This window comes from Streptomyces sp. GC420 (assembly GCF_009916105.1).
Taxonomy (GTDB): domain Bacteria; phylum Actinomycetota; class Actinomycetes; order Streptomycetales; family Streptomycetaceae; genus Streptomyces.
Genome location: NZ_JAAAXQ010000070.1, coordinates 1 through 26,536, shown reverse-complemented (window position 1 = coordinate 26,536; position 26,536 = coordinate 1). Strand labels below are relative to the sequence as shown.

26 protein-coding genes are annotated in these 26,536 nt (G+C 72.0%); 11 read left to right on the top strand and 15 right to left on the bottom strand.

Translation table 11 applies throughout. The features are described from left to right. Together GUY61_RS11790 and hisI are read right to left on the bottom strand one after the other, a co-directional pair. The coding region (locus GUY61_RS11790; RefSeq protein WP_166630060.1) for a chorismate-binding protein at nucleotides 1-969 on the bottom strand (969 nt) is incomplete at its 3' end. A 42-nt stretch (nucleotides 970-1,011) separates the two neighbouring features. Then, on the bottom strand, nucleotides 1,012-1,386 hold the full coding sequence (gene hisI, locus GUY61_RS11785; protein ID WP_166630057.1) for a phosphoribosyl-AMP cyclohydrolase: 375 nt from the start codon (nucleotides 1,384-1,386) through the stop codon (nucleotides 1,012-1,014). A gap of 396 nt (nucleotides 1,387-1,782) precedes the next feature. On the opposite strand from hisI, the gene GUY61_RS11780 reads away from it, so the two are divergent. Further along, nucleotides 1,783-2,373, top strand: coding sequence for a hypothetical protein (locus tag GUY61_RS11780; RefSeq protein WP_166630056.1), 591 nt, complete (start codon nucleotides 1,783-1,785; stop codon nucleotides 2,371-2,373). 56 nt (nucleotides 2,374-2,429) lie between these two features. Continuing rightward, entirely contained in the window at nucleotides 2,430-3,077 is a 648-nt protein-coding gene (locus GUY61_RS11775) for a TIGR03085 family metal-binding protein (protein WP_166630055.1), read from the top strand. 709 nt (nucleotides 3,078-3,786) lie between these two features. Here the strand turns inward: GUY61_RS11775 and hisF are convergent. The 8 genes from hisF to hisD are packed head-to-tail and all read right to left on the bottom strand — an operon-like array spanning nucleotide 3,787 to nucleotide 9,536. After that, the gene (hisF, locus tag GUY61_RS11770) at nucleotides 3,787-4,551 is read right to left on the bottom strand and encodes an imidazole glycerol phosphate synthase subunit HisF (RefSeq protein ID WP_166630054.1); all 765 of its coding nucleotides are present in this window, start codon (nucleotides 4,549-4,551) and stop codon (nucleotides 3,787-3,789) included. An 18-nt stretch (nucleotides 4,552-4,569) separates the two neighbouring features. Then, nucleotides 4,570-4,977, bottom strand: a complete 408-nt coding sequence (locus GUY61_RS11765; RefSeq protein ID WP_166630053.1) for a RidA family protein — start codon at nucleotides 4,975-4,977, stop codon at nucleotides 4,570-4,572. A 16-nt stretch (nucleotides 4,978-4,993) separates the two neighbouring features. Beyond that, nucleotides 4,994-5,719, bottom strand: coding sequence for a bifunctional 1-(5-phosphoribosyl)-5-((5-phosphoribosylamino)methylideneamino)imidazole-4-carboxamide isomerase/phosphoribosylanthranilate isomerase PriA (gene priA / locus GUY61_RS11760; protein WP_166630052.1), 726 nt, complete (start codon nucleotides 5,717-5,719; stop codon nucleotides 4,994-4,996). Continuing rightward, entirely contained in the window at nucleotides 5,716-6,363 is a 648-nt protein-coding gene (gene hisH / locus GUY61_RS11755) for an imidazole glycerol phosphate synthase subunit HisH (RefSeq protein WP_166630051.1), read from the bottom strand. The genes priA and hisH overlap by 4 nt, the downstream gene beginning before the upstream one ends. After that, nucleotides 6,354-6,518 (bottom strand): hypothetical protein, encoded by a 165-nt coding sequence (locus tag GUY61_RS11750; RefSeq protein WP_166630050.1) that lies wholly within the window; start codon nucleotides 6,516-6,518, stop codon nucleotides 6,354-6,356. The genes hisH and GUY61_RS11750 overlap by 10 nt, the downstream gene beginning before the upstream one ends. Continuing rightward, complete coding sequence (hisB, locus tag GUY61_RS11745) at nucleotides 6,515-7,108, bottom strand: imidazoleglycerol-phosphate dehydratase HisB (RefSeq protein ID WP_166630049.1); 594 nt, start codon at nucleotides 7,106-7,108, stop codon at nucleotides 6,515-6,517. The genes GUY61_RS11750 and hisB overlap by 4 nt, the downstream gene beginning before the upstream one ends. Beyond that, a complete protein-coding gene (locus GUY61_RS11740; RefSeq protein ID WP_166630048.1) occupies nucleotides 7,105-8,211 on the bottom strand; it encodes a histidinol-phosphate transaminase in 1,107 nt (368 codons plus the stop codon). The genes hisB and GUY61_RS11740 overlap by 4 nt, the downstream gene beginning before the upstream one ends. Further along, complete coding sequence (gene hisD / locus GUY61_RS11735; RefSeq protein WP_166630047.1) at nucleotides 8,208-9,536, bottom strand: histidinol dehydrogenase; 1,329 nt, start codon at nucleotides 9,534-9,536, stop codon at nucleotides 8,208-8,210. Before hisD ends, GUY61_RS11740 begins: the two co-directional genes overlap by 4 nt. A 249-nt stretch (nucleotides 9,537-9,785) precedes the next feature. Between hisD and GUY61_RS11730 the strand changes: the two genes are divergently transcribed. The 4 genes from GUY61_RS11730 (at nucleotide 9,786) to ybaK (ending at nucleotide 13,951) form a co-directional block, all read left to right on the top strand. Beyond that, entirely contained in the window at nucleotides 9,786-11,339 is a 1,554-nt protein-coding gene (locus GUY61_RS11730) for an oxidoreductase (protein WP_243766376.1), read from the top strand. Between the two features lie 316 nt (nucleotides 11,340-11,655). Next, nucleotides 11,656-12,678 (top strand): hypothetical protein, encoded by a 1,023-nt coding sequence (locus GUY61_RS11725; RefSeq protein ID WP_166630046.1) that lies wholly within the window; start codon nucleotides 11,656-11,658, stop codon nucleotides 12,676-12,678. Between the two features lie 5 nt (nucleotides 12,679-12,683). Beyond that, on the top strand, nucleotides 12,684-13,424 hold the full coding sequence (locus GUY61_RS11720; protein ID WP_166630045.1) for an LON peptidase substrate-binding domain-containing protein: 741 nt from the start codon (nucleotides 12,684-12,686) through the stop codon (nucleotides 13,422-13,424). 26 nt (nucleotides 13,425-13,450) lie between these two features. After that, nucleotides 13,451-13,951 (top strand): Cys-tRNA(Pro) deacylase, encoded by a 501-nt coding sequence (gene ybaK / locus GUY61_RS11715; protein ID WP_166630044.1) that lies wholly within the window; start codon nucleotides 13,451-13,453, stop codon nucleotides 13,949-13,951. A 252-nt stretch (nucleotides 13,952-14,203) separates the two neighbouring features. On the opposite strand, the gene GUY61_RS11710 is transcribed toward ybaK, so the two are convergent. The 4 genes from GUY61_RS11710 to GUY61_RS11695 all read right to left on the bottom strand — a co-directional run bounded on the left by GUY61_RS11710 (nucleotide 14,204) and on the right by GUY61_RS11695 (nucleotide 18,321). Beyond that, nucleotides 14,204-14,911: a hypothetical protein gene (locus GUY61_RS11710; RefSeq protein ID WP_313896626.1), complete on the bottom strand. Its 708-nt coding sequence runs from the start codon at nucleotides 14,909-14,911 to the stop codon at nucleotides 14,204-14,206. 34 nt (nucleotides 14,912-14,945) lie between these two features. Further along, nucleotides 14,946-15,788 (bottom strand): ABC transporter permease, encoded by an 843-nt coding sequence (locus tag GUY61_RS11705; RefSeq protein WP_313896625.1) that lies wholly within the window; start codon nucleotides 15,786-15,788, stop codon nucleotides 14,946-14,948. 136 nt (nucleotides 15,789-15,924) lie between these two features. After that, on the bottom strand, nucleotides 15,925-16,935 hold the full coding sequence (locus GUY61_RS11700; RefSeq protein WP_166630043.1) for an ABC transporter ATP-binding protein: 1,011 nt from the start codon (nucleotides 16,933-16,935) through the stop codon (nucleotides 15,925-15,927). Nucleotides 16,936-17,064: 129 nt separating this feature from the next. Further along, complete coding sequence (locus GUY61_RS11695; RefSeq protein WP_166630042.1) at nucleotides 17,065-18,321, bottom strand: NYN domain-containing protein; 1,257 nt, start codon at nucleotides 18,319-18,321, stop codon at nucleotides 17,065-17,067. A gap of 224 nt (nucleotides 18,322-18,545) precedes the next feature. On the opposite strand from GUY61_RS11695, the gene GUY61_RS11690 reads away from it, so the two are divergent. Beyond that, entirely contained in the window at nucleotides 18,546-18,716 is a 171-nt protein-coding gene (locus GUY61_RS11690) for a hypothetical protein (RefSeq protein ID WP_166630041.1), read from the top strand. A 121-nt stretch (nucleotides 18,717-18,837) separates the two neighbouring features. Here GUY61_RS11690 and dnaE read toward each other — a convergent pair whose 3' ends face one another. Continuing rightward, nucleotides 18,838-22,374 (bottom strand): DNA polymerase III subunit alpha, encoded by a 3,537-nt coding sequence (dnaE, locus tag GUY61_RS11685; RefSeq protein ID WP_166630040.1) that lies wholly within the window; start codon nucleotides 22,372-22,374, stop codon nucleotides 18,838-18,840. Between the two features lie 226 nt (nucleotides 22,375-22,600). Between dnaE and GUY61_RS11680 the strand changes: the two genes are divergently transcribed. From GUY61_RS11680 to GUY61_RS11665, 4 genes are all read left to right on the top strand, one after another. Continuing rightward, the gene (locus tag GUY61_RS11680; protein WP_166630039.1) at nucleotides 22,601-23,932 is read left to right on the top strand and encodes a DUF2252 domain-containing protein; all 1,332 of its coding nucleotides are present in this window, start codon (nucleotides 22,601-22,603) and stop codon (nucleotides 23,930-23,932) included. 49 nt (nucleotides 23,933-23,981) lie between these two features. After that, nucleotides 23,982-24,680 carry a hypothetical protein gene (locus GUY61_RS11675; RefSeq protein WP_166630038.1) on the top strand — a complete coding sequence of 233 codons (699 nt, stop codon included), beginning with the start codon at nucleotides 23,982-23,984 and terminating at the stop codon, nucleotides 24,678-24,680. Between the two features lie 90 nt (nucleotides 24,681-24,770). Beyond that, nucleotides 24,771-25,610, top strand: a complete 840-nt coding sequence (locus GUY61_RS11670) for a thioredoxin domain-containing protein (RefSeq protein WP_166630037.1) — start codon at nucleotides 24,771-24,773, stop codon at nucleotides 25,608-25,610. A 101-nt stretch (nucleotides 25,611-25,711) separates the two neighbouring features. Continuing rightward, on the top strand, nucleotides 25,712-26,536 hold an 825-nt coding region (locus GUY61_RS11665; protein WP_313896624.1), incomplete at its 3' end, for an alkaline phosphatase D family protein.

Below are 26,536 nucleotides of genomic sequence, written 5' to 3'. Positions count from 1 at the left end.
GGCCTGGTCCTCCTGGGGGGTGGTGCCGCGGGGGCGGGTCCCGGCGATGGGGTGCACCATCGCCCGGCCGTCCTCGACCTTCACCAGCGCCTCGGGGCTGGACCCGACCACGTCGAAGTCCTCGAAGCGCAGCAGGTACATGTACGGGGACGGGTTGGTCGCCCGCAGGACCCGGTAGACGTCGAGCGCGCTCGCGGTGCACGGCGTCTCGAAACGCTGGGAGGGCACGACCTGGAAGGCGTCGCCCGCCCTGATGTGCTCCTTCACCGTCTCGACGGCCTCCTGGAAGGCCGCGCCGCCCCACAGGGCCGTGTATTCCGGAAGGGCGGACGCGGGCAGCGCGGTCGGGGCGCCCGGTACGGCCCTGGCGAGGTCCGCCTCCATGACGTCGAGGCGGGCGACCGCGTCGGCGTACGCCTCGTCGACGCCGGTGTCGAGGTCGTTGTGGTTGATCGCGTTGGCGATCAGCAGCACCGTCCCGTCCCAGTGGTCGAGCACCGCCAGGTCGGAGGTGAGCATCATGGTCAGCTCCGGCAGGCCCAGGTCGTCCCGGCCGTGCTCGCCGATGCGCTCCAGCCGCCGCACGATGTCGTAGCCGAGGTAGCCGACCATGCCGCCGGTGAACGGCGGCAGCCCGGAGGCGAGGTCGCGGGGGGTGTGCAGGGCCTCGACGGTGGCACGCAGCGCCTGGAGCGGGTCGCCGTCGACGGGCAGCCCGACGGGCGGGGTGCCGATCCAGCGGGCCGCGCCGCCGCGCTCGGTGAGGGTGGCGGCGCTGCGTACGCCGATGAAGGAGTACCGGGACCAGGAGCGGCCGTTCTCGGCGGATTCCAGCAGGAAGGTGCCGGGGCGCTCGGCGGCGAGCTTGCGGTAGAGGCCCACCGGGGTGTCGCCGTCGGCGAGCAGCCTGCGGCTCACGGGGATGACGCGGCGGTCGGCCGCGAGCTTGCGGAAGGTCTCGAGGTCCATCTCGGCACTGTCCATGGGGGCGCTCGCACTCATGCCCGGAGCCTACTGGGAGAGCGGGAGGTCGCCGGCGTCGAAGCAGGTGCGGTCGCCGGTGTGGCACGCGGCGCCGACCTGGTCGACCTTGACGAGGACGGTGTCGGCGTCGCAGTCGAGGGCGACGGACTTGACGTGCTGGACGTGCCCCGAGGTGTCGCCCTTGACCCAGTACTCCCGGCGGCTGCGGGACCAGTAGGTGCAGCGGCCGGTGGTGAGGGTGCGGTGCAGCGCCTCGTCGTCCATCCATCCGAGCATCAGCACCTCACCGGTGTCGTACTGCTGGGCGATGGCGGGAACCAGTCCGTCCGCGCTCCGCTTGAGGCGGGCGGCGATGGCGGGGTCCAGGTTCGAGGCGGGGTTCGAGGGGCGCGCGTTGGGCATACCCCCATTCTGCCGCCCTCCGCGGCGCGCCCGACGCCGCTGTGTCTGTTGCCGTTCTGCAGCAGTACCGGTGGCCTGGGCGGCGGCGCCATGGGGCATGCTTCGCTCATGAGTTTCCCGCCGCCGCCCAGCAACACTCCGCCGCCCGGCCAGGGGGGTGGGTTCGGACCGCCCGGGGGCTACGGCCCGCCGCCCGGGCCCACGCCCGCGCCGCCGCCCGGCGGCTACGGGTACCCGGGAGGGTACGGCAGCCCCGGCGTGCCCTCCGGCGGCGGCGGTTACGGCGGCCCGGGGGGACCCGGGGGGCCTGGAGGACCCGGTGGTCCCGGTGGTCCCGGGGACTACTGGGGTCCGCCGCAGCCCCCGCAGGGCGGCAACAGGGGCCCGAAGATCGCGGTGGCGATCATCGTCGGCCTGGTGCTGGTCCTCGGTCTGGCGATCGGCGGGCTGCTGATAGCCACCGGCGGCGACTCCGACACGAAGGCCGACGACAGGCCGACGGCATCCACCCGCCCGTCCGCGTCGCCCACGGACGAGGCCACCGACGGGGCCACCTCAGAACCGTCCGGGACGTCCGACCCGTTCGGCGACCTGAGCCCCAGCCCCGGAGTGTCGGACGAACTGGTGCCGTACGTCGTGCTGAGCCCCGGCGAGTGCTTCGACCACCCGGCGCTGAGCAGCGACGTGGACGAGGTGGAGCGCAAGTCCTGCTCCTCCGCGCACGACGCGGAGGCCATCTCCAATGCCACGCTGACGGGGACCTACGACTCCGAGGCGGACATGCAGAAGAAGGTGCTGGAGCTCTGCGAGGCGGCAGCCACCAAGCGGCTGAAGACGCTCCCCGCGGACGGCACCACCTACTACACGTACGCGGTGTACCCGACGCGCGCGACGTACGAGATCCAGGGCCAGGACCAGATCACCTGCGCGCTGACGCAGAGCGGCAGCGTCGACGGCAAGAAGATGACCAAGCCGCTGCCCGGCTGAGCCGGCCGGACGCGGCCCCGTGGCGGGGCGGGACCGCCGGTCGTAGGCTGGCGGTCATGTCGACGCATGCGAAGCGTGAACGGCTGCTCCTCGCCGATCTGTTGGAGGCGGCGGGGCCCGAGGCCCCGACCCTGTGCGAAGGCTGGAAGACCCGGGACCTCGCCGCGCACGTGGTGGTGCGCGAACGGCGCCCCGACGCCGCCGGCGGGCTGGTGGTGAAGCCGCTCGCCGAGCGGGCGGCCCGGGTCCGGGCCGAGTTCGCCGCGAAGCCGTACGAGGAACTCGTCCAGCTGATCCGGACGGGCCCGCCCCGCTTCTCCCCGTTCGCCCTCAAGCAGATCGACGAGGCGGCGAACATCGTGGAGTTCTACGTGCACGCCGAGGACGTGAGGCGGGCGCAGCCCGACTGGACCCCACGGGACCCCGACCCGGTCTTCGCGGAGGCGCTGTGGTCCCGTCTCGAGCGCACCGCCCGGCTCCTGGGCCGCAAGTCGCCCGTCGGTCTGGTGCTGCGCCGGCCCGACGGCCGCACGGCCGTCGCCCACCGCGGCACCCCCGTGGTGACGGTCACCGGCGAACCCGGAGAACTCCTGATGTTCGTCTTCGGCCGGCAGGACGCGGCCCACGTCGAACTCGACGGAGACGCGGACGCGATCGCCAAGGCCAGGGGCGCTCACCTCGGGATCTCCGAGGGCCCGGCCTGAACCGTCTCCGGGCGCCCGGTCCGAGCCCGGGTCCGGCAGCTCCGGCGGTCCGGCAGGTCCGGCCCCACGGGCTTTCGGGGCCGCGCCGGATGCCTGTCCCCTCGGTCCGCCGGGCCCGGTGCGGCGGTGTCCCGTCCACCGGTTCTTCCGGAACGCCGAGCGCGGGCGCGCAGCCCACCACGTCGCGACCGTACGTGCCGCCGGGCCCACCGGGCCCGGCCGGTGACCGCGGCGGCCCGCCCCCGGACGCCCTGACCGTACGGGTCGAGCCGCTCCACCGGTGCCGTGTGCCCGCAGCCCCGCCCGCCCGGGTGGCGCAACGCGCGTGCCGTCGCGAAGCGGTGGCGCTGTCACGCGGACGTGGTCCGGGGAGGTGGAGAAACGATCCGGCCGCCGTGTGGCGAGCGGCCCGGCGCGGCGGTGACGCCCACGCGGCCCGCTGGCGAGCGGAGGCCCGTCGGCTGTCCCCGGCTGCGGGGCGCGCGGCCGAGGTGCCCGCGCTGCTGAGCGAGGAGCCGCCGCGGGCGCACATTGCCGTCGCGGTGGGCGGGCCTGGCGGGAGCGGTCGTCCTGAGCTGCTCGCCGGTACTGATCATGGCGGCCACCCTAGGGACCGGCGGGGGGCGCTCACGACCGGTTTCCCGGGCGCGAGGAGCGGACCGCGGGCGGGTACCGTCCCCCGGCACGGGCCGGCTGCCCTGCGGGCGGGTCAGCGGACCGGGTAGCCCGCGGTGCGCAGTGTGTCCTTGACCTGGCCGATGCGGAGGTCGCCGAAGTGGAAGACGGATGCGGCGAGGACCGCGTCCGCGCCCGCGGCGATGGCGGGCGGGAAGTCGGCGAGCCGGCCCGCGCCCCCGCTGGCGATGACGGGCACGGTCACGTGCTTACGGACGGCGGCGATCATCTCGACGTCGTAGCCGTCCTTCGTCCCGTCGGCGTCCATCGAGTTCAGCAGGATCTCCCCGGCGCCGAGTTCGGCGGCCCGGTGGGCCCACTCGACGGCGTCGATGCCGGTGCCGCGGCGACCGCCGTGGGTGGTGACCTCGAAGCCGGAGGGCGTGCCGGCGTCCGTGCGGCGGGCGTCGACGGACAGCACCAGCACCTGGCGCCCGAAGCGTTCGGCGATCTCCCGGATGAGGTCGGGCCTGGCAATGGCCGCGGTGTTGACGCCGACCTTGTCCGCGCCGGCCCGCAGCAGCTTGTCGACGTCCTCCGCGGAGCGGACGCCGCCGCCCACGGTGAGCGGGATGAAGACCTGCTCGGCGGTGCGCCGCACCACGTCGTACGTCGTCTCGCGGTTGCCGGACGACGCCGTGATGTCGAGGAAGGTCAACTCGTCGGCGCCCTCGGCGTCGTACAGCTTGGCCATCTCCACGGGGTCACCCGCATCGCGCAGGTTCTGGAAGTTCACGCCCTTGACGACCCGGCCGTTGTCCACGTCCAGGCAGGGGATGACTCGGACCGCCAGGGTCATGACGTTCAGGCTCCTCAATCAGCTCGATCGGCCGGGAAGGCCGCGAAAGGCCTCCAGCTCCACTTCGACCAGCACGCGCGGGTCCACGAACCCGGACACCACCACCAGGGTGGCGGCGGGCCGCACGGAGCCGAACAGCTCCAGATGGGCCCGCCCGACCTCGTCGATGTCCCGCGCGTGCGTCAGGTACATACGGGTCCTGATGACGGACTCGGCGCCGAGCCCGAACTTGCCGAGCGCTTCGAGGGCGTTGGAGAAGGCCACCCGGGCCTGCTCGTACGGGTCGCCCTCGCCGTACAGCACGCGGCCGACGAACGGCATGGTGCCGGAGACGTGCACCCGGTCCCCCGCCGCCACCGCGCGCGCGAATCCGATCGTCTCTTCCCAGGGACTGTCGCCCTGCACGCGCTGCGGCTGCTCGTTCATCCGGCACCTTCCATCGTCAGGAGACCGCCTTCAGCGCCTCTTCGAGGGTGAAGGCCTTCGCATACAGGGCCTTGCCCACGATGGCGCCCTCCACACCCTGCGGGACGAGGCCCGCGATCGCGCGCAGGTCGTCCAGCGAGGAGACGCCGCCGGAGGCGACGACCGGGCGTTCGGTGGCGGCGCACACATTGCGCAGCAGCTCCAGGTTGGGGCCCTGCAGCGTGCCGTCCTTCGCGATGTCGGTGACGACATAGCGGGCGCAGCCCTCGGAGTTGAGCCGCTCGAGCGTCTCGTAGAGGTCTCCGCCGTCCCGGGTCCAGCCGCGGCCGCGCAGGGTGGTGCCGCGCACGTCGAGGCCGACGGCGATCTTGTCGCCGTGCTCGGCGATGACCTTGGCGACCCAGTCGGGGGTCTCCAGGGCTGCGGTGCCGAGATTCACCCGGGTGCAGCCGGTGGCGAGCGCCGCGGCGAGGGTGTCGTCGTCGCGGATGCCGCCGGACAGTTCGACCTTGATGTCCATGGCGCCGGCGACCTCGGCGATCAGCTCACGGTTGTCACCGGTGCCGAACGCGGCGTCGAGGTCGACGAGGTGCAGCCACTCGGCGCCGGAGCGCTGCCATGCCAGGGCCGCCTCCAGCGGGGAGCCGTACGAGGTCTCCGTGCCGGACTCGCCGTGCACGAGACGGACGGCCCGGCCGTCGCGCACGTCGACGGCGGGAAGGAGTTCAAGACGGTTGCTCACAGGGTTCCGATCCAGTTGGTGAGGAGCTGGGCACCGGCGTCGCCGGACTTCTCGGGGTGGAACTGCGTCGCCCACAGGGCGCCGTTCTCGACGGCCGCGACGAACCGCTCCCCGTGGGTGGACCAGGTCACCTTGGGCGGCCGCAGGGCGGGGCTGGTGTTCTCCATGCTCCACTCGCGCACGGCGTAGGAGTGCACGAAGTAGAAGCGGGCGTCCGCGTCCAGGCCCTTGAAGAGTTCGGAGCCGGCCGGCGCCTCGACGGTGTTCCAGCCCATGTGCGGCACGACGGGCGCGTTCAGCGGCTCGACGGCGCCGGGCCACTCGTCCAGGCCCTCGGTCTCGACGCCGTGCTCGATGCCGCGGGCGAAGAGGATCTGCATGCCGACGCAGATGCCCATGACGGGCCTGCCGCCGGCCAGCCTGCGGCCCACGATCCAGTCGCCCCGGGCCTGCTTGAGACCCTTCATGCAGGCCGCGAAGGCTCCGACGCCGGGGACGAGCAGCCCGTCGGCGTTCATGGCCCGGTCGTAGTCACGGGTGATGGAGACGTCGGCGCCGACGTGCGCGAGTGCCCGCTCGGCGGACCGCACATTGCCGAATCCGTAGTCGAAGACCACCACGCTCTTGCGCGTGCTCAATTCCACACCTCCAGCCTGAGCACTCCGGCGACCAGGCACATGCCGGCCGCGATGGACAGCAGGACGACGAGACTCCGGGGCATCTGCTGCTTGACGAAGGAGTACACCCCTCCGAGCAGGAACAGTCCCAGGACGATCAGTACGGTCGAGGTGCCGCTCACAGCGCGCCCTTCGTCGAGGGAAGAATGCCCGCCGCCCGCGGGTCGCGTTCGCTCGCGTAGCGCAGGGCCCGGGCGAGGGCCTTGAACTGGCACTCCACGATGTGGTGCGCGTTGCGGCCGTACGGGACGTGCACGTGCAGGGCGATCCGGGCCTGGGCGACGAAGGACTCCAGGATGTGCCGGGTCATCGTCGTGTCGTACTCGCCGATCATCGGCGCCATGTTCTCCGGCTCGGTGTGCACCAGGTAGGGGCGGCCGGAGAGGTCGACGGTGACCTGCGCGAGGGACTCGTCCAGCGGGACCGTGCAGTTGCCGAAGCGGTAGATGCCGACCTTGTCGCCGAGGGCCTGCCGGAACGCGGCGCCCAGCGCGAGGGCGGTGTCCTCGATGGTGTGGTGCGAGTCGATGTGCAGGTCGCCCTCGGTCTTCACCGTGAGGTCGAAGAGGCCGTGGCGGCCGAGCTGGTCGAGCATGTGGTCGAAGAAGCCGACGCCGGTCGACACGTCGACCTTTCCGCTGCCGTCGAGGTCTATCTCGACGACGACCGCCGTCTCCTTCGTGGTCCGCTCGACACGCCCTACGCGACTCATGCGCCTTGCTCCTTCATCAGTTCGCGTACCGCATCGAGGAACGCGTCGTTCTCTTCGGGGGTGCCCGCGGTGACCCGCAGCCACCCGGGCACGCCGTTGTCCCGCACCAGGACACCCTGGTCGAGGATCCGCTGCCAGGCCGCGTGGGCGTCGTCGAACCGGCCGAACTGCACGAAGTTCGCGTCCGATTCGGTGACCTCGCAGCCGATCGCCCGCAGCTCGGTGACCAGCCGGTCCCGTTCGGTCTTGAGCTGCTCGACGTATCCGAGCAGCGTATCGGTGTACTCCAGGGCGGCCAGCGCCGTGGCCTGGGTGACGGACGACAGGTGGTACGGCAGGCGGACCAGCTGCACGGCGTCGACGACGGCCGGGTCGGCCGCGAAGTAGCCCAGGCGCAGCCCGGCCGCGCCGAAGGCCTTCGACATCGTCCGCGAGACCACCAGGTTCGGCCGCCCCTCGATCAGCGGGAGCAGCGAGGGCCGGTGGCTGAACTCGCCGTACGCCTCGTCGACGATCAGCATGGAGGGCCCCGCGGCCTGCGCGGCCTCGAAGAGGGCCAGCACGGTGTCCGCCTCGACGGCCGTGCCCGTGGGGTTGTTGGGCGAGGTGACGAAGACGACGTCCGGCCGGTGCTCGGCGATGGCCGCGCACGCCGCCTCCACGTCGATGGTGAAGTCCTCGTTGCGCGGCCCGGAGAGCCATCCGGTGCCGGTGCCGCGCGAGATGAGCCCGTGCATGGAGTACGAGGGCTCGAAGCCGATGGCCGTACGGCCCGGGCCTCCGAAGGTCTGCAGCAGCTGCTGGATGACCTCGTTCGAGCCGTTCGCCGCCCAGACGTTGGCGGCGGTGACCGGGTGTCCGGCCGTGCGGCTCAGGTATTTCGCCAGTTCGGTGCGCAGCTCGACCGCGTCCCGGTCCGGATAGCGGTTCAGTCCCCTGGCCGCCTCGGCGACCCGCTCGGCGATCCGCGCGACCAGCGGCTCAGGCAGCGGGTAGGGGTTCTCGTTGGTGTTCAGCCGGACCGGTACGTCGAGCTGGGGCGCGCCGTACGGGGACTTGCCGCGCAGTTCGTCGCGGATCGGCAGGTCGTCGATGCGGGTCACTGCTGCGGCACCTTCCACCCGAACCTGGCCTTGATCGCCGCGCCGTGCGCGGGCAGGTCCTCCGCCTCGGCCAGCGTCACCACGTGGTGGGCGACCTCGGCGAGCGCGTCGCGCGTGTAGTCCACGATGTGCACGCCGCGCAGGAAGGACTGGACGGACAGTCCGGAGGAGTGGCAGGCGCAACCGCCGGTGGGCAGCACGTGGTTGGAGCCGGCGGCGTAGTCGCCGAGCGAGACCGGGGCCCAGGGGCCGACGAAGATCGCGCCCGCGTTGCGGACCCGGTCGGCGAGGGCGGCGGCGTCCGCGGTCTGGATCTCCAGGTGCTCGGCGGCGTACGCGTCGACGACCCGCAGTCCTTCCTCCATGCCGTCGACCAGCACGATCGCGGACTGCTTGCCCGCGAGGGCGGGGATGATCCGGTCGTCGACGTGCCGGGTCGCCCTGATCTGCGGGTCGAGTTCCTTCTCCACGGCCTCGGCGAGCTCGGTGGAGTCGGTGACGAGGACCGCGGCGGCCATCGGGTCGTGCTCGGCCTGGCTGATCAGGTCGGAGGCGACGTGCGCCGGGTCGGCGGTGGAGTCGGCGAGGATCGCGATCTCGGTGGGGCCCGCCTCGGCGTCGATGCCGATGCGGCCCTTCAGCAGGCGCTTGGCCGCGGCGACGTAGATGTTCCCGGGTCCGGTGACCAGGTCGGCGGGGGCGCAGCCGTCGGGTCCCGTGGTGCCGTAGGCGAACATCGCGACGGCCTGGGCGCCGCCGACCGCGTAGACCTCGTCCACCCCGAGCAGCGCGCAGGCGGCCAGGATCGTGGGGTGCGGCAGCCCGGCGAACTCCCGCTGGGGCGGGGATGCGACGGCCAGCGAGGCGACCGATGCCTCCTGCGCGGGCACGACGTTCATCACTACGGAGGACGGGTAGACCGAGCGTCCGCCCGGCACGTACAGGCCGACCCGGCCGACCGGGATCCACTTCTCGGTGACCGTGCCGCCCGGCACGACCTGGGTGGTGTGGGTGGTGCGGCGCTGCTCCCTGTGGACGAGGCGGGCACGCCTGATGGACTCCTCCAGGGCGGCGCGGACCGCGGGGTCCAGCCGCTCCAGGGCGTCGCTGATCGCCTCGGCCGGCACCCGGATGTGCGCGGGCTCGACCCCGTCGAACTTCTTCCCGTATTCGATCAGCGCGTCCGTGCCACGATGGCGTACGTCCTCGCAGATGGGCCGCACCTTCTCCAGGGCGGCCTCGACGTCGAACTCGGCACGGGGCAGCAGGTCGCGCAGGGCCGCGCCCTCGGGGAGGGCGTCGCCGCGCAGGTCGATTCGAGCCATCGGTGAATGTTGCAGCACGGGACCAATTCTCTCAGACCCGCTCAGGCGGCCGAGCGCCTGTATCACTGGCTGATACGCACCCCGGGTGTTATCCCTCACCACTAGCGTTCACTCCGTCACTCACCGGGCATGAACGGTTGTACGAGCCACAGATGGTTCGGAGCCGTCAGAGGGGAGCGTGCCGTGTCGATCATTCTGAACGACGGTGATGTGCCCACGGATCTCGGTCTGACCGATGCCGAGAAAGGCATGTGGCGGGCGTTCATCAACGGCAGCACGTACGACCTGCGTACCCGTGACCCCATCGAGGACGACCCCACCGGCACCCGTCCCTGGGCGGCGGAGCGCAGTGTCCGGGCGCGGGTGGTGGCGCTGCTGCTGCTCGACGGGCCGCCCGCCCAGCCGGGCCGGGTCTCCTCGCTGAAGCTGACCGGGGTGCAGATCACCGGCACGCTCGACCTGTCCGGCGGCCAGGTCACGCCGTACGTGGAGCTGAACGCCTGCCGTTTCGAGAAGCAGGTGCTGCTGCCCGAGTGCCAGCTGGGCACCCTGCGCATGGTGAGCTGCGCCATCCCGCGGCTGGAGGCGGCCCGGCTGCGCGCCTCCGGCGATCTGCACCTGCCGCGCTGCCGCATTCCGCACGGGATCCGGCTGTCGGACGCGAACATCGGCACCGACCTGCTGCTCAACCAGCTCGTCGTGTACGGGGACCGGCGCGGCCTGTCCATCGTCGCCGACGGGCTGAGCGTGGCCCAGGACCTGCAGGCGGAGTTACTCGTCTCGCACGGCGAGTTCTCCATGCGCGGGGCGACCATCGGCGGTTCGCTGAGCCTGCGCGGCAGCCGGCTGATCCACCCTTCGGGGGAGCGGGCGTTCAACGCGCCGCAGCTGACGGTGGAGCGCTCGCTGTACATGACGGCCGCGGCCGTCGGCGCCGAGCCGGAGGGCCCGGGTTCGGGATCCAGCACCACTCCCCCGTACGGGATCTCCAGCACCACGGTTCCCGGGATGCGGCGCTTCCAGCGTTTCGAGTGCCAGGGCGGGCTGCGGCTCGACGACGGCAGGTTCGGCCACACGGTCGACTTCTACCGGGCGCGGTTCGTGCTGCGGGACGGGCAGGAGATCTCGCTGCGCCGGGTGCAGACGCCGGAACTGCGCTGGCTCGGCAAACGGCCGGAACGCGGCAAGGTGGTGCTGTCGGGTGCCACGGTCGTCAACCTCGTCGACCAGGCCGAGTCCTGGCCGGGGCCCGGCGGCCTGCGGATGGAGGGCTTCACCTACGAGAACCTGGTGCCGCGCGGCAGCTTCACGCTGTCGATGCGCCTGGAGTGGGTGGAGGCGGCGACCGCGGAGTACAACCCGGAGCCGTACGAGCGGCTGGCGGCCACCCTCCGGGGCAGCGGCGAGGACGCGGACGCCCGCAAGGTGCTGCTCGCCAAGCAGCGCAGACGCCGCGAGACGCTGCCGCCGGCCGGGATGCTGTGGGGCTTCCTGCAGGACTGGACGGTGGCGTACGGCTACCGGCCCGGCCGGGCCGCCCTGTGGATGGTGGTGCTGTGGGCGGCGGGCGCCCTGCTGTTCTCGCGCTTCCCGCCGGAACCGCTGAAGCGCGACGAGCATCCCGACTGGGACCCGTACCTCTACACGCTGGACCTGCTGCTGCCGGTGATCGACCTCGGCCAGTCCGCGGCGTGGAGGCCGGCGGGGGCCTGGCAGTGGGCGACCGCGGCGCTGATCCTGCTCGGCTGGATCCTCGCCACCACGGTCGCGACGGGGGCCACGCGCCTGCTGCGCCGCAACTGACGCGGGCCGCCGGCGCCCGGACACGCGCACACCGCCCGGACACGCGGCGCACCGCCCGGCCATGTACCGCCCGGACACGCGGCGCACCGCCCGGCCATGTACCGCCCGGACACGCGGCGCACCGCCCCGCCCCGCACACCGCCCGGACTGCGGCGCACCCCGCAGGACCGGACCGCCTCCGGCCACCGCTCCACACCCGGCGGAGCCCGGATTTTTACCCTCTCTTGACCCGCCGCCATACAACCAACGCGGTCGATGCAAAAGCTTCACCGATTGCCATTGGCACAGCCCTCACCTGCGGATTTCAATGGCGCCAATGGCAATTCTGCGCTCACTCGTCAGCACCGCGCGCATGCTCAGGCACACCCCGAGACTCTCGGCCGGCCTGGTGCCCGACGACGCGGTGCTCCTCGACGCGCCCGACGCGCGGCTGGCCCCCGCCCTGGTCGGGGCGGGTCGCGGCGAACACCGGCAGGCCGCGGAACTGCTCGCCGCCACCCGCGAGGGCGCCGAGTGGGAGAACCGGGACCGCTACGTGCGCCGCCTCGCCGGATTCGCGTACAACCGATCCGACTGGCTCGACCGGTGGCGCGCCGCGGCACCGAACGACCCGGACGCCCTGCTCGTCGGGGCCCAGCTCGCGGTGCGCCGCGCCTGGGAGTCACCCGCCAGGGCCGAGCTGCTGCGCGAGGTGGCCCCGCTGATCGACGCGGCCGCCGGGGGCGATCCGCTCGACCCGGTGCCCTGGCGGCTCGCCCTGGACCGGGCGCGCGGCATCCGCAGCCGCCCCGGGGAGTTCGAGGCGCTGTGGGCGGAGGCGGTGCGCCGTTCCCCGCACCACTACGGCTGCCATGTGGCCGCGCTGAAGTACCTCGCGTCCGACCGCCCCCACGGCGGGCGCCGCTCGGCCTTCCGCGAGTCCTTCGACTTCGCCGAGCACGCGGCGGAGGAGGCGCTGCCCGCCTCCATGCTGCGCTCCCTGCCGCTGCTGGCCGCCTTCGTCGCGCTGCGGGCCGGGGCGCCGGCCGCGGGGCGCGTGGACACCGCCGCGGACCTGGCGATCGGGCTGTCGGCCCAGTTCCCGGTGAGCGACCCATGGCCGGCGGAGGCCCGCAACCTCCTCGTCTACGTGCTGGTGCGGCGTGACCGCTGGACCGAGGCACTGGAACAGCTGCGCCGTATCGGCCTGTACGCCACCTCCTTCCCGTGGTCCCGGATGTCCGCCGATCCGCTCGGCCAGTTCCTCGAACTGCGCGACGGCGTCCGCGTACGAGTGGCCTCGGCGACGCCTCTGCGGGACCGGACGGGACGAAGGGCTTCCGACGGCCACTACGCTTGACCGCCGTGACCACCGCTCGCCTGCCCCTCTTCCCGCTCAACGCGGTGCTCTTCCCCGGCCTCGTGCTGCCGCTCAACGTCTTCGAGGAGCGTTATCGCGCCATGATGCGCGAGCTGCTGAAGACTCCCGAGGAAGAGCCGCGCCGCTTCGCGGTGGTCGCGATCCGCGACGGCCACGAAGTCGCGCCGACCGCGCCCGGCCTGCCCGACCAGACCTCGGTGCCCGAGCGCGGTCCGGCCGCGGGCTTCGGCGACGACCTGCTGGCGGCCTTCCACTCCACGGGCTGCGTCGCCGACGCGGCGACCATCCGGGAGCGGGAGGACGGCAGCTTCGAAGTGCTGGCCACCGGAACCACCCGGGTCCGGCTGCTGTCGGTCGACGCGAGCGGGCCGTTCCTCACCGCGGAGCTGGAGGAGCTCCAGGAGGTCCAGGGCGAGGGCGCGGGCGCACTCGCCGAGGGGGTGCTGCGGGCCTTCCGCGCCTACCAGCGCCAGCTGGCGGGCGCCAGCGAGCGCTCCCTCTCGACCGGCGCCGACCTTCCGGACGAGCCTTCCGTGGTGTCGTACCTGGTCGCGGCGGCGGCCGTGCTGGACACGCCGACGAAGCAGCGGCTGCTCCAGGCGCCCGACACGGCGACCAGGCTCGCGGAGGAGCTGAAACTCCTTCGCAAGGAGGCCGCCGTGATCCGTAATCTGCCCTCGCTGCCCGCCGTCGAGCTGACGCGGGCACCGACCAGCCCCAACTGACGGATGAGCCCGAGGGATCAGGCGAAGTGGCGAAGAAGTCCAGGAAGCAGCAGGCCGGGGGAACGCCCGCGACCGTGGCGCTGAGCGCGGCCGGTACGCCGTTCACGGTGCACGCGTACGAGCACGACCCGGCACACCCCTCGTACGGCGAGGAGGCCGCGGAGGCGATGGGCGTCGAGCCCGGCCGGGTCTTCAAGACGCTGGTCGCCGAGGTGGACGGCGAACTCGTCGTCGCCGTGGTCCCGGTCTCGGGCTCGCTGGACCTGAAGGCGCTGGCGGCGGCCGTCGGCGGAAAGCGGGCCGCGATGGCGGACCCGGCCGCCGCCGAACGCACCACCGGCTATGTGCGGGGCGGCATCTCCCCGCTCGGGCAGCGTAAACGGCTCCGCACTGTGCTGGACGACTCGGCTTCGGCGTACGGCACCATCTGTGTCTCCGCGGGCCGCCGCGGCCTGGAGGTGGAGCTCGCGCCGGCCGACCTGGCGAAGCTCACGGACGCCGTCCTGGCCCCGGTCGGCCGCGCCTGAGCACTCCCCCCGGACGTCCCGTCCACCACCCGGGGGTACTTCGTGGCCGGCCGGGCCCCGGCCCGCGCGGCGCAGCCGCATGCCGTCACGGCCCCGCACGCCGCTCGGGGCCCGGAGTCCCAGGACGCACCGGACCGAACCGGTCCGCACGTCTGCGGGCCCGCCCGGCCCCCGGGCGTGACTGCTCTCGCCATGTGCCGGTCTCCTGCTCCAGGTCCACGGGCCGCCGGGCCGGCCCGAGTCCTGCAGGGCCTACGGCTTCTGCTGGTCGTAGGGATCGGGGTCGCGGGGGGCGAAGAGCGCGGTCAGGCCGAGGAAGACCAGCATGGAGGCGATCGGCCAGGCGAGCATCGCGCCTCCCGCGGCGTGCAGCTCCAGCGGGGCGTCGAAGACGACGCCCTTGCCCGCCTCCCTGGCCCGCGCGACCACGTCGTCCGACGGGCCGAGCCAGACGCCCAGACGCCAGGCCAGCAGCGAGCCCAGCAGCCCGCCCACGGCGAGGCCGACGACCAGCGGGACCCCGCCGCTCCTGCGGAACAGGAACACGCCGAGCGCGGTGAGCGCGCCCATGCCGAGCGCGAGCAGCATGAACGTCCCGTCGGCGCCGACCGCCTGCTCCCCCTCGGAGTCCTTGAACAGGACCGCCGAGCCGTCGGATACCAGCGGCACCCGCGGTGCCAGCCACAGCCACAGCAGGCCGAGCACCACCCCGGTGGCGGCGACCACCGCCGCGGCCGCGGCGGCGACCCCGATCTCGGGGCCGAGCGGGGCCCGTTCCTCGCCGTGCGCGTAGTACGGGGCGTGCGGGGCGTGCGGGGCGTGCGGCGGCCGCGGGGTTTCCTTGGCCTGCGGGGTCCGCCAAGGGTCGTAGGCGGGCCCTCCCCCTGCCTCTGGCGGGGGGACGCCCATCGCGGAGTCGCCGTGCGCGGGCCGGTTGTGCGGCGTCAGTGGAGCGGTCACCCTGCCATCCTGCCAGGGCTCGCCGCGGGGCGCGTCACCGAACGGCAGCCCTGCGGTAGGCCCAGGTGGCGACGGCCAGCGAGACCACGCCCACTCCGGCACAGACCGCGAGATCGGCGGCGACGGCGAGCCAGTCGGGATCCGCCTCGAAGGTGCGGGCGAGGGCCTCGACGCCGTAGGTCGACGGCAGCAGGTCACGCGCCCAGGCGACCGGGGCCGGCATGTGCCCGGCGGGCAGCACGCCCAGCAGCAGTGCTGCGGACATGCCCAGCTGACCGAGGAGCGTGGCGAGCTCCTGGCGGGGCGCGAGCAGGCCCAGTGCGGCGCCGAGACCGGCGAGGGCTGCACCGGACAGGGGGATGACGGCCGCGAGGACCCACAGCTGCGTCAGCGGCAGCTGGAACAGCGTGCTGCCGACCACGGCGGTGACGAGGGTGCCCGGCACGGTGAAGGAGGCGTACGCGGCGGCGGTGCCCAGTACCACTGAGGCGGGCGGCACCGGCAGGGTGGCGTAGTGGTCCAGGCCACCGCCCGCCCGCAGCTGTCCGAAGTACTGCGCGAGCAGGTTGAGCGCGACGAACGCCACGACGAGGACGCTGGAGCCGGCCACGACGGCCCGCGCCTCCTCGCCCGCGTCGACGACTCCGCGCATCAGGATCATGATGCCGACGGACTGGAAGGTGGCCACGAACAGCAGCGGGATACGCGCGACCCTGGCCCGCGACAGCTGTGCCCGGTACACGGCCGCCAGCGCGGGCAGCAGCCGGGCCTTCGGGGCGAGAGCGGCCGGGACGCCGGTGCGCGGGGCGGCGGCGCTTCCGTCCGCCGCGACGGCGACACCGGGCCCCGCCTCGGCCTCGAGGGGCACGACACTCACGTTGCGCTGCTCCTGTTCACGTCGGGGCATGTGCTGGTCACGCCGGGGTACGGGCCGGCCGTGCGGGCGGGATCGTCCCCGCCGTACACATATACGCCGGAACCGGACGGCGCGCCCGGCGCGGGTGCGCGCCGGGTCATGCCTTCACCAGTCCCTCGGCGCGGCCGCCGCCGAGCGCCAGGTACACATCTTCCAGGCTCGGCGTGGTGAGGGTGAAGTCGTCGAGGGCGGCGAAGGCGGCACCGCCGGTCACGGCGGAGACGGCCGCCCGGGCCTCGTCGGCGCCGAGGCGCAGGTGCCAGCGGCGGCCCGACTCCTGGGCGGAGACGCGCAGCGCGGCGACCTCGGGGACGTCGAGGGGGGCGCGTTCGCGCCAGACGAGTTCCAGGCGGACCTCGTCCGCGACCCGGGACTTCAGGCCGCTCGGCGTGTCGCAGGCGATGACCCGGCCGCGTTCGAGGACGGCGACCCGGTCGAGTACGGTCTCGGCCTCGATGACGTTGTGGGTGACGAGCAGTACGGTCGCCCGCTTCTCGGCGCGCCGCCGGTCGACGGCGGCCCACACGGCGCGGCGCGCGACGGGGTCCATGCCGGTGGTCGGCTCGTCGAGGACGAGGACGGGCCGCTCGCCCACGAGGGCCGCGGCGAAGCAGGCGAGGCGGCGCTGGCCCCCGGAGAGCTTCTTGAGGGGGCGCCCGGCGAGTTCGGTGAGGCCGAGTTCCTCGATCACCGCGTCCCGTTCGGCTCGGGCCGTGCGGACGTCGAGGCCGCGCAGCCGGCCTGTGGTCTCGGCGGCCAGGGCAACGGTCAGTTCGTCCAGGGCGGTGGACTCCTGCCCGAGGTAGCCGATGAGGCGGGCGGCCCGGTCGGGGTGGCGCACGAGGTCGTGGCCGAGGACGTGGACACTTCCGGAGTCGGGCCGCATCAGCCCGGTGAGCTGGCGTACGAGGGTGGACTTGCCGGCGCCGTTGGGGCCGAGCAGTCCGAAGATCTCGCCGCGCCTCACGTCGAGGCTGATGCCGTCGCTGGCCCGCACGGCGGGGGTTGCGGGCGTCCCCCGTCTGGCGCGGCTCGAGGGGTAGGTCTTGACGAGGTCGCGCACGGCGCACACGGTGTCGGTGCCGGCCCGCGCCGTTTCGGCTTCCATGCCGTGTCCCGCCTGTGGTGTGCGCGTACTCACGAGCATCGAGAGTACGCGTCCGGAGTGCCGTACCCCGCATGGGGGCCGTTGTGTACCGGAACCTCCCGGTACGCCGGTCGTCCCGGCCGGCGCGTGTCAGTCGTGCGCCGAGGTCTGGTCGGCCGTCGTGCTGACGTCGATCTCACGCCAGAACCCGGCCCTGATCGCATAGCGGTCGTGCTCGTCGATCTGGTCGTCCTTGTGCGCGAGCAGCCCGAACCGGGCGGCGTAGCGCAGCAGTTCGCCGTCGATGCGGTGCGGGATGCGCGGGTACTCGCGGGCGAGTCTCTGCAGCGGGCCGGAGCCGTTCTCGGAGTCGTCGCGGGGCACGCGCGCCATCCACCGGCGGGCGAAGACCTGGCCGACCTCGAAGGGATCGCCGCCGACGGCGGTGATGTCCTCCTCGCGGTCGGCCCACCGCTGCTCGGCACTGGTGAGCTGGGCGAGAGTGGGCAGCGAGGCGGCGTCCGCGGACTCCGTGAGGGACCCGCGGTCGATCCAGCCCTTGTCCGAGGACCAGCGCAGGGTGGCGTTCGCGGGCGGCTGCGGCGGCTGCGGGCCGCCGGGCCTGCCGAGGCCCGCCAGGTCCTTCGGGGTGGGGATGCCCTTGACGGCCGGCGCGGGGACGGTGGCGCCGCTCTCCGCACGCGGCGCGGCGGTGCCGTTGCGCCCGGAGTGCGGCACCTCGGCGGCCTGCGGCGCGTGTTCGGCCGCCGTGCCGGGCGCGGACTCGGGCAGCGGGGCGGAGAGGATCGCGGCGATCTCCGGGCGGGGCAGGGGCGTTGGCGAGCAGGCGCCGGAGAGTTCCTTGGCGCGCACGGCCCTGGTGATCCACACCCGGTCGAGCACCCGTCGTTCGTCGGCCTCCGCGACAAGGTCCTCGGACTGGTTGTAGTCGCCGTCGGCCGCCTGCACGGCCCAGAGATGGACGGCGACCCCGTGTTCCTTGGCGGACATCAGTCCGGGCAGCAGATCACCGTCTCCCGTCACGAGGACGACGTCGGAGCAGGCCCGATTCCTTGCCAGCTCCGTGAGTTCGGCGTGCATGGCCGCGTCCACGCCCTTCTGGGCCCAGCGTCCGTCGCTGCGGGTCAGGGCACCCAGCCGGACGGTGACCCGGGACATCACGCGCAGCCGCCGGTGTTCGGGCTGGGGCACCCGGTCGGGAGCGCCGTCGAACCAGTAGATGCGCAGCAGCGGGCGCCCGGTGTCGGCCTCGGCGAGTTCGCGCAGCCCTTGGACGAGGGCTGCGTGATCGACGGTGATCCGGGACCTGGAGGGTTCTCCGGCGAGCAGACTCGCGGCGGCGCCCAGCAGATATCCGGCGTCCACCAGGACGACGCAGCGGTCCATGCGTTCCACCCCTTCCGGGAACGGTCGCGCTTCTTCGGTTCGGTCGTTCGCGTGCTTCGGCTGTGTTTCGAGTCTGCCCGACCACGCGGTTCTTAACGGGGGGAACTCGATCATCGGCGTGGCGAAGACCGTAACGCACAGTAATTGCCCGAAATGCGACCTTTGTTGTGCTGTGTGAATCTGGTCGCGGCCCTGGCCCCTAGATCCTTGCAGGAGGCATCACCATGGCCAAGAACAAGAACCGTCAGCAGGCCAAGCAGCAGCGTCCGTCCGCGGAGCGCGGTGCCGACCAGGCGCCGGGCGCGGGTCCGGAGCCGTCGGAGCCCATGCATTCGCCGGTCGCCACCGGCGACATGGCGCACAAGGGACGGCAGAAGCGCTTCGGCCACAACTGAATACGATCCCGGTCCTCGGACAACGGGAGCGACGACCGAGGGGCGCGCCGTTCTCCGGCGCGCCCCTCGGCGCGTGTTCGCGAGCCCCCCGGCGCGTGCGCGACCCTGCCCCGGGCCGGGTTCAGCCGGCCAGGCAGGAAGGCCCGAGCAGCGCCTTCAGGTCGCCGAAGAGCGCCGGATCCGGCTGCACCCGGTGCCGGTCGAGTCGCAGCACGGTGGTCTTGCGGGCTCCCTGGAGCTTGATCCGCACCTCCGTGGAGCCCTTGTGGTGACTGAGCACTTCACCGAGGCGGCTCACCATCGGCGGTGTGACCTTCACCGCCGGAATGATGATCGTCACCGGGGCGTTGGCCCCGGCATCGGACAGGTCCGGGACCATCAGCTCCATCGCGACCAGCCGGGGGACGTCCTCGCGCTTGTCGAGGCGGCCCTTGACGAAGACGACGGCGTCCTCGACGAGCTGGGTGGAGACCAGTTGGTAGCTCGCGGGGAAGAACATGCAGTCCATCGAGCCGGCCAGGTCCTCGACAGTGGCGATGGCCCAGGCGTTGCCCTGCTTGGTCATCTTGCGCTGGAGGCCCGAGATGATGCCGCCGATGGTGACGATCGCGCCGTCGGAGTATTCGGCGAGCTGGGCGATGGAGGCGTCCGCCTTGTCGGAGAGGACGTGCTCGATGCCGAAGAGCGGGTGGTCGGAGACGTAGAGGCCGAGCATCTCCCGCTCCTGGGCGAGGAGGTACGACTTCTCCCACTCCTCGCCGGAGAACTCCACGTCGAGGCCGAAGCCGGGCTCGTCGCCCGCGCCCTCGTCCCCCATGCCGCCGAAGAGGTCGAACTGGCCCTCGGCCTCCTTGCGCTTCACCGCGACCACGTTGTCGATCATCGGCTCGTACTGCGCGGTGAGTCCCTTGCGGGTGTGGCCCAGCTCGTCGAAGGCACCAGCCTTGATCAGCGACTCGATGGTCCGCTTGTTGCAGACGACGGACTCGACCTTGTCCAGGAAGTCCGGGAACGAGGTGTACTTGCCCTTGGCCTTGCGGCACTTGATGATGGAGTCCACGACGTTCTGCCCGACGTTCCTGACGGCGGTGAGGCCGAAGAGGATGACGTCGTCGCCCTGGGCGGCGAAGTTCGACTCGGACTCGTTGACGTTGGGCGGCAGCACCTTGATGCGCATGCGCCGGCACTCGTTCAGGTAGACGGCCGACTTGTCCTTGTCGTCCTTGACCGAGGTGAGCAGCGCCGCCATGTACTCGGCGGGGTGGTTGGCCTTGAGGTACGCCGTCCAGTAGGAGACGAGTCCGTACGCGGCGGAGTGGGCCTTGTTGAAGGCGTATCCGGCGAAGGGGACCAGCACGTCCCACAGTGCCTGGATGGCCTCGTCGGAGTACCCGTTGTTCCGGGCGCCCTCCTGGAAGATGGTGAAGTTCTTCGCCAGTTCGTCGGGCTTCTTCTTGCCCATGACGCGGCGGAGGATGTCTGCCTCGCCCAGGGAGTAGCCCGCGATGATCTGGGCGGCCTTCTGCACCTGCTCCTGATAGACGATCAGGCCGTACGTGACGTCCAGGACCTCCTTGAGCGGTGCCTCCAGCTCCGGGTGGATCGGGGTGATCTCCTGCTGCCCGTTCTTGCGCAGCGCGTAGTTGGTGTGCGAGTTCATGCCCATCGGGCCCGGCCGGTACAGGGCCGAGACGGCGGAGATGTCCTCGAAGTTGTCGGGCTTCATGAGCCGCAGCAGGGACCGCATGGGGCCGCCGTCGAACTGGAAGACGCCCAGGGTGTCGCCGCGCTGGAGCAGCTCGAACGTCGTGGGGTCGTCGAGCGGCAGGCTCAGGAGATCGATGTCGATCCCCTTGTTCGCCTTCACCATCTTGACGGCGTCGTCCATGATCGTCAGGTTGCGCAGGCCCAGGAAGTCCATCTTCAGCAGGCCGAGCGACTCGCAGCTCGGATAGTCCCACTGCGTGATCGTGACGCCGTCGGTGTGCCTGACCCAGACCGGGACGTGGTCGGTGATGGTCTCGCTGGACATGATCACGCCGGCGGCGTGCACGCCCATCTGCCGGACCAGGCCCTCGACACCCCTGGCGGTGTCGATGACCTTCTTCACGTCCGGCTCGTTCTCGTACATCGAGCGGATCTCGCCCGCCTCGGAGTACCGGGGGTGATTCGGATCGAGGATGCCGGACAGCGGAATGCCCTTGCCCAGGACGTCCGCGGGCATCGCCTTGGTGAGCCGGTCGCCCATCGCGTACGGGTAGCCGAGCACGCGGGCGGAGTCCTTGATCGCGTTCTTCGCCTTGATGGTGCCGTAGGTGCCGATCATGGCGACCTTGTCGGCGCCGTACTTCTCGGTGACGTACCGGATCACCTCGACTCGGCGGCGCTCGTCGAAGTCGATGTCGACATCGGGCATGGAGACCCGCTCGGGGTTGAGGAACCGCTCGAAGATCAGGCCGTGCGGGATGGGGTCGAGGTCGGTGATGCCCATGGCGTACGCCACGATCGAACCGGCCGCGGAGCCGCGGCCGGGGCCGACCGCGATGCCGTTGTTCTTCGCCCACATGATGAAGTCGGCGACGACGAGGAAGTACCCCGGGAACCCCATCTGGATGATGACGTCCATCTCGTACTCCGCCTGCTTGCGGCGGTCCTCGGGGATGCCGTCGGGGAAGCGGCGCTCCATGCCGCGCCACACTTCCTCCTTGAACCATGTGACCTCGGTGTGGCCCTCGGGGATGTCGAACTTCGGCATGAGGTCGCGCTTGGCGAACATGCCGGTGGTGTCGATCTGCTCCGCGACGAGCAGCGTGTTGCGGCAGCCCTCCTGCCAGGCGTCCGAGGAGTCGATGGCGTACATCGCGTCCGTGGACTTGATGTAGTAACCGGTGCCGTCGAAGCGGAAGCGGTCCGGATCGGAGAGGTTCTTGCCGGTCTGGATGCACAGCAGGGCGTCGTGCGCCCCCGCCTCGTGGTCGTAGGTGTAGTGCGAGTCGTTGGTGACGAGCGGCGGGATGCCCAGTTCCTTGCCGATCTTCAGCAGGTCGTCGCGGACCCGGCGCTCGATCTCGATGCCGTGGTCCATCAGCTCCAGGAAGTAACGGTCCTTGCCGAAGATGTCCCGGTACTCGCCGGCCGCCCTGCGGGCCTCCTCGTACTGACCGAGGCGCAGCCGGGTCTGGAGCTCGCCCGACGGGCAGCCGGTGGAGGCGATCAGCCCCTCGGACCACTGGGAGATCGTCTCCTTGTCCATGCGCGGCCACTTCTGCAGCCAGCCCTCGGCGTAGGCGTCGGAGGAGAGCCGGAAGAGGTTGTGCAGTCCGGTGCTGTTCGCCGCCCAGATCGTCTTGTGGGTGTAACCACCGGAGCCGGAGACGTCGTCGCGCTTCTGGTGCGGCTGGCCCCACTGGATCTTCCGCTTGTTCCGCCGGGACTCCGGCGCGACGTACGCCTCGATGCCGATGATCGGCGTCACACCCGCCTTCTTCGCCGAGTGGAAGAAGTCGTAGGCGCCGTGAAGGTTGCCGTGATCGGTCATGGCAATGTGCGTCATGCCCATCTCATTGCAGGCATTGAACATGTCCTTGAGCCGCGCGGCACCGTCCAGCAGTGAGTACTGGGTGTGGACGTGAAGGTGCGTGAAGGGCGGCTTTGTCACGACGGAAGACCTCCGGAGGAACATCTGGCGACAGGCGGACGGACAGTCCGCGAGACAGCTCCGAAGTCTATGCCCGGGCAGTGACAATGCCTGACGGAACGCGGGGGCGCCGGAGGTTCCCGGCCGGAGCACCGGCGGGCACTACCGCCCGGCGCCGCGCGTTGAGGAGGGCGGAAAGATCCGTCCCGTTCGGATGCAAGTCGGATGTGCCAGGAGGCAGCCAGCGATGCCGGTCCCGCAGCTCTCTACCGAGGAGCGCGGCGAGGAGATCCTCGCCGTGTTCGACACCGCGTTCGGCGAGCTCCTCGCTGCCGACCCCGCCGCCTTCCGGGTCAAGTTCCGCAAGATGGCGGCCTCGGCGTTCGCGTTCTACCGGGGCACGGCCTGCCTGTTCTACAAGGATCTGGAGGACGAGCGCCGCGGCGGTCCCTACCTGGACGAGCGGACCTCCCGGGTGTGGGTCCACGGCGATCTGCACGCCGAGAACTTCGGCACGTACATGGACGCCAACGGCCGGCTGGTCTTCAACGTCAACGACTTCGACGAGGCCTACGTGGGCCCCTTCACCTGGGACATCAAGCGCTTCTCCGCCTCCGTCGCCCTGATCGGCTACGCCAAGGCGCTCAGCGACGGGCAGATCACCGAGCTGGTGCGGACCTACGCCGCCGCCTACCGGGAGCGCATCCACGCCCTGGCCGCCGGCGCCAAGGACGACGAGGTGCCCCCCTTCACGCTGGACACCGCCGAGGGCCCGCTGCTGGGGGCGCTGCGCACGGCCCGCTCGCTGACCCGCTTCGGGCTGCTCGACTCGATGACCGAGATCCGTGACTTCGAGCGCCGCTTCTCCGAGGGGGGAGGCGCGGTCGAGCTGGACGCCGCCACGAGGTACAAGGTGCTGGACGCCTTCGACGGCTATCTGGAGACCCTGCCGGAGTCCAGCCTGGCCCGCCCCGACTCGTACCGCGTGAAGGACGTCGTCGGCCGCCGCGGCGTCGGCATCGGCTCCGCGGGGCTGCCCTCGTACAACATCCTGCTGGAGGGCAACAGCGACGCCCTGGAGAACGACGTCGTCATCTACATGAAGCAGGCACAGACTCCCGCCGTGTCCCGGCACATCACCGACCGGGCGGTGCGGGACTACTTCCGGCACGAGGGCCACCGGACGGTGATCTCCCAGCGCGCCCTTCAGGCGCACGCCGACCCGTGGCTCGGCTGGACCGAGCTGGACGGGGCGGGGCAGCTGGTCGCGGAGGTCTCGCCGTACGCGGTGGACCTGGACTGGTCGGACATCGACGACCCGGAGGAGATCTCGGCGGTCGTCGCGGACCTCGGCCGGGCCACCGCCACGATGCACGCCGCCGCCGACGACTCCAGCGGCCACTCGCTGGTCCCGTACTCCACGGAGCGGGCCATCGACGCCGCGATCGCCGCGGACGAGGAGGGCTTCGGCGAGCTGCTGGCGGAGTTCGCCCACGCGTACGGCGCGCGGGCCAGGGCCGACCACCAGATCTTCGTGGACCTCTTCCGTAACGGTCGCATTCCAGGTCTGGCCCTGTGACCCGCCCCTTAGGAGCCTCTTACCGTCCCGCGTGGCACACTCTGCCCCGATGGGCATATCAGCGGTACGGATGAGGATTCTGCGCGCGGCGTTCTTCACGGCGCTCGTCGTGACGCTGTCCGCTGCCTCCCACGTGCTGCTGTCCAGTGCGCCCGTTCCCCTGAGCACCGTGGCCGTGCTCTGCGCCGCCGTCTTCGCCGTCGCCTACGCGCTGGCGGGCGAGCGGGAGCACGGCCCGGGCCGGATCGCGGCGACGCTGATCCCGCTCGAGCTGGCCGCCGACACCGTCTTCACCACCGGCCAGAACACCTGCTACGGGCAGGCCGGCGGCCCGGTGACCGGCCCGCTGCGCTCCGTGGGCGTGGACCTGCTGTGCGGGTACGGGGACGTCGGCGCCCCACTGGCCGGGATGACCGGCGGCGACCAGGTGCTGCTCCGGCTGCCGGTGAGCGCGTCGACGCCGTGGCTGCTGCTCGCCGCCCACATCGGGGTCGGGCTCCTGGCCGCGCTCTGGCTGCGCGGGGGCGAGGCGGCGCTCGCGGGGCTGCTCCGCACGGCGGCGGCCCTCGCCTTCCGTCCGCTGCGGCTCGCGGCCGCGGCGGCGGGCGGGGCCGGTGCGGCGCCGCCGCGGCACGCCGTGCCCGCCGCGGCACGTCCGGTGGACACCGCCCGCGACCGCCTGCTGGCGCACTGTGTGGGACGGCGTGGGCCGCCCGTGTGCTCGGCTCCCGCTCCGGCCGGAGCCTGATCCTCCACCGGCGGCCCGCGCGCTCCGCGCGCCCGGTCCGCGAGCACGGCAGTCCCCACACCCCCCTCATCACACGGAGAGCACACGACCATGAGCAACCGGAACAGCCACGCCAGCAAGCAGGCGGCCCGTGAGCGGATGCGCGCGGAGCGCGAGCGCCAGGCCAAGCGGGACAGGACACGCCGCCAGCTCATCGTCGCCGGCGCGATCGTCGGCGTGCTGGCGATAGCCGGCGCCGGCGGCTACGCCCTGTCCCAGCTCGGCAAGGACGGCGCGGACACCTCGGCCTGGGACAAGGCCAAGGACAAGAAGCTGGTCAAGCCGGCGAACACCACCGGCAAGGACGGCACGACCGTCGTCATCGGCAAGGAGTCCGCGAAGAAGACCCTGGAGATCTTCGAGGACCCGCGCTGCCCCGTCTGCGCGACCTTCGAGCAGAACGTCGGCGAGACCGTCGCGAAGGACCTGGAGGCCGGCAAGTACAAGCTCCAGTTCAACGGCGCCACGTTCCTCGACGAGGTGCTCCAGCCCACCGGCACCGGTTCCAAGAACGCGCTGAGCGCCCTGGGTGCGGCGCTGGACGTCAGCCCCGAGGCGTTCCTGGACTACAAGGCGGCCCTGTACTCGGAGAAGTGGCACCCGGAGGAGTCCGACGACAAGTTCGCGGACGACGACTACCTCATCGAGGTGGCGAACACGGTGGACGCGCTGAAGGACAACAAGGGCTTCCAGAGCGCCGTCAAGGACGGCACCTACGACAAGTGGGCCATCACCCTGGATGCCGAGAAGTTCGACAAGAACAAGTACGGCGTCCAGGGCACCCCCTCGCTGGTCATGGACGGCAAGAAGGTCACGGCCGAGGGCAGCGACAACGCGCCGATGACTCCTGAGGAGTTCAACGCGGCCATCGACAAGGCGCTCGCCGGGTAGCGATACGGGGCCGCGCCGGGCGGTGACCCGGCGTCGACGGGCGGACGAACTTTCGGAGTTCGTCCGCCCGTTCGTCGTACCGATCAGTAATCTGATCGGCCGTGACCAGTCGAAACCCTTCGCACCACTCGTCGAAATCCGCCCTCTCACCGACATCGGCCCCGCGCCGCCGTACGGTCGTCAAGGCCGCGGCGGCCACGGCGGTCGCCGCTCCCGTCCTGGCCGGCGCACCCGCCGCCGTCGCCGCCGCCGAGGCGCCCGCCTTCCTCCACGGCGTGGCCTCGGGCGATCCCCTGCCCGACGGGATCCTGCTGTGGACCAGAGTCACCCCCACCGCCGAGGCCGTGCCGGGCTCCGGCCTGGGCCCCGACACGGAGGTGGTCTGGGAACTGGCCTCCGACAAGGCCTTCTCGGACGTCGTGGCGCGCGGGAGCGTCACGGCGCGGGCCTCCTCCGACCACACCGTGAAGGCCGAGGTGCGCGGCCTGCGCCCGGCCACCGTCTACCACTTCCGCTTCACGGCGGGCGGGGTGGTCTCTCCGGCGGGACGGACCCGCACCACGCCCGCCGCCGACGCCTCCGCCGCCAACGTCCGCTTCGGCGTGGTGTCCTGCGCCAACTGGGAGGCGGGGTACTTCTCGGCGTACCGGCACCTGGCCGCCCGCGCCGACCTGGACGCGGTGCTGCACCTGGGCGACTACATCTACGAGTACGCCACCGGCGGCTACCCCGACGCCGAGTACACCGTGCGGCAGCACGAACCGAAGCACGAGATCACCACGCTGGCGGACTACCGGATCCGGCACGCCACCTACAAGACGGACGCCGACCTGCGCACCCTGCACGCCACGCACCCCGTCATCGCGATGTGGGACGACCACGAGATGGCGAACGACGCCTGGTCGGGCGGCGCGGAGAACCACACG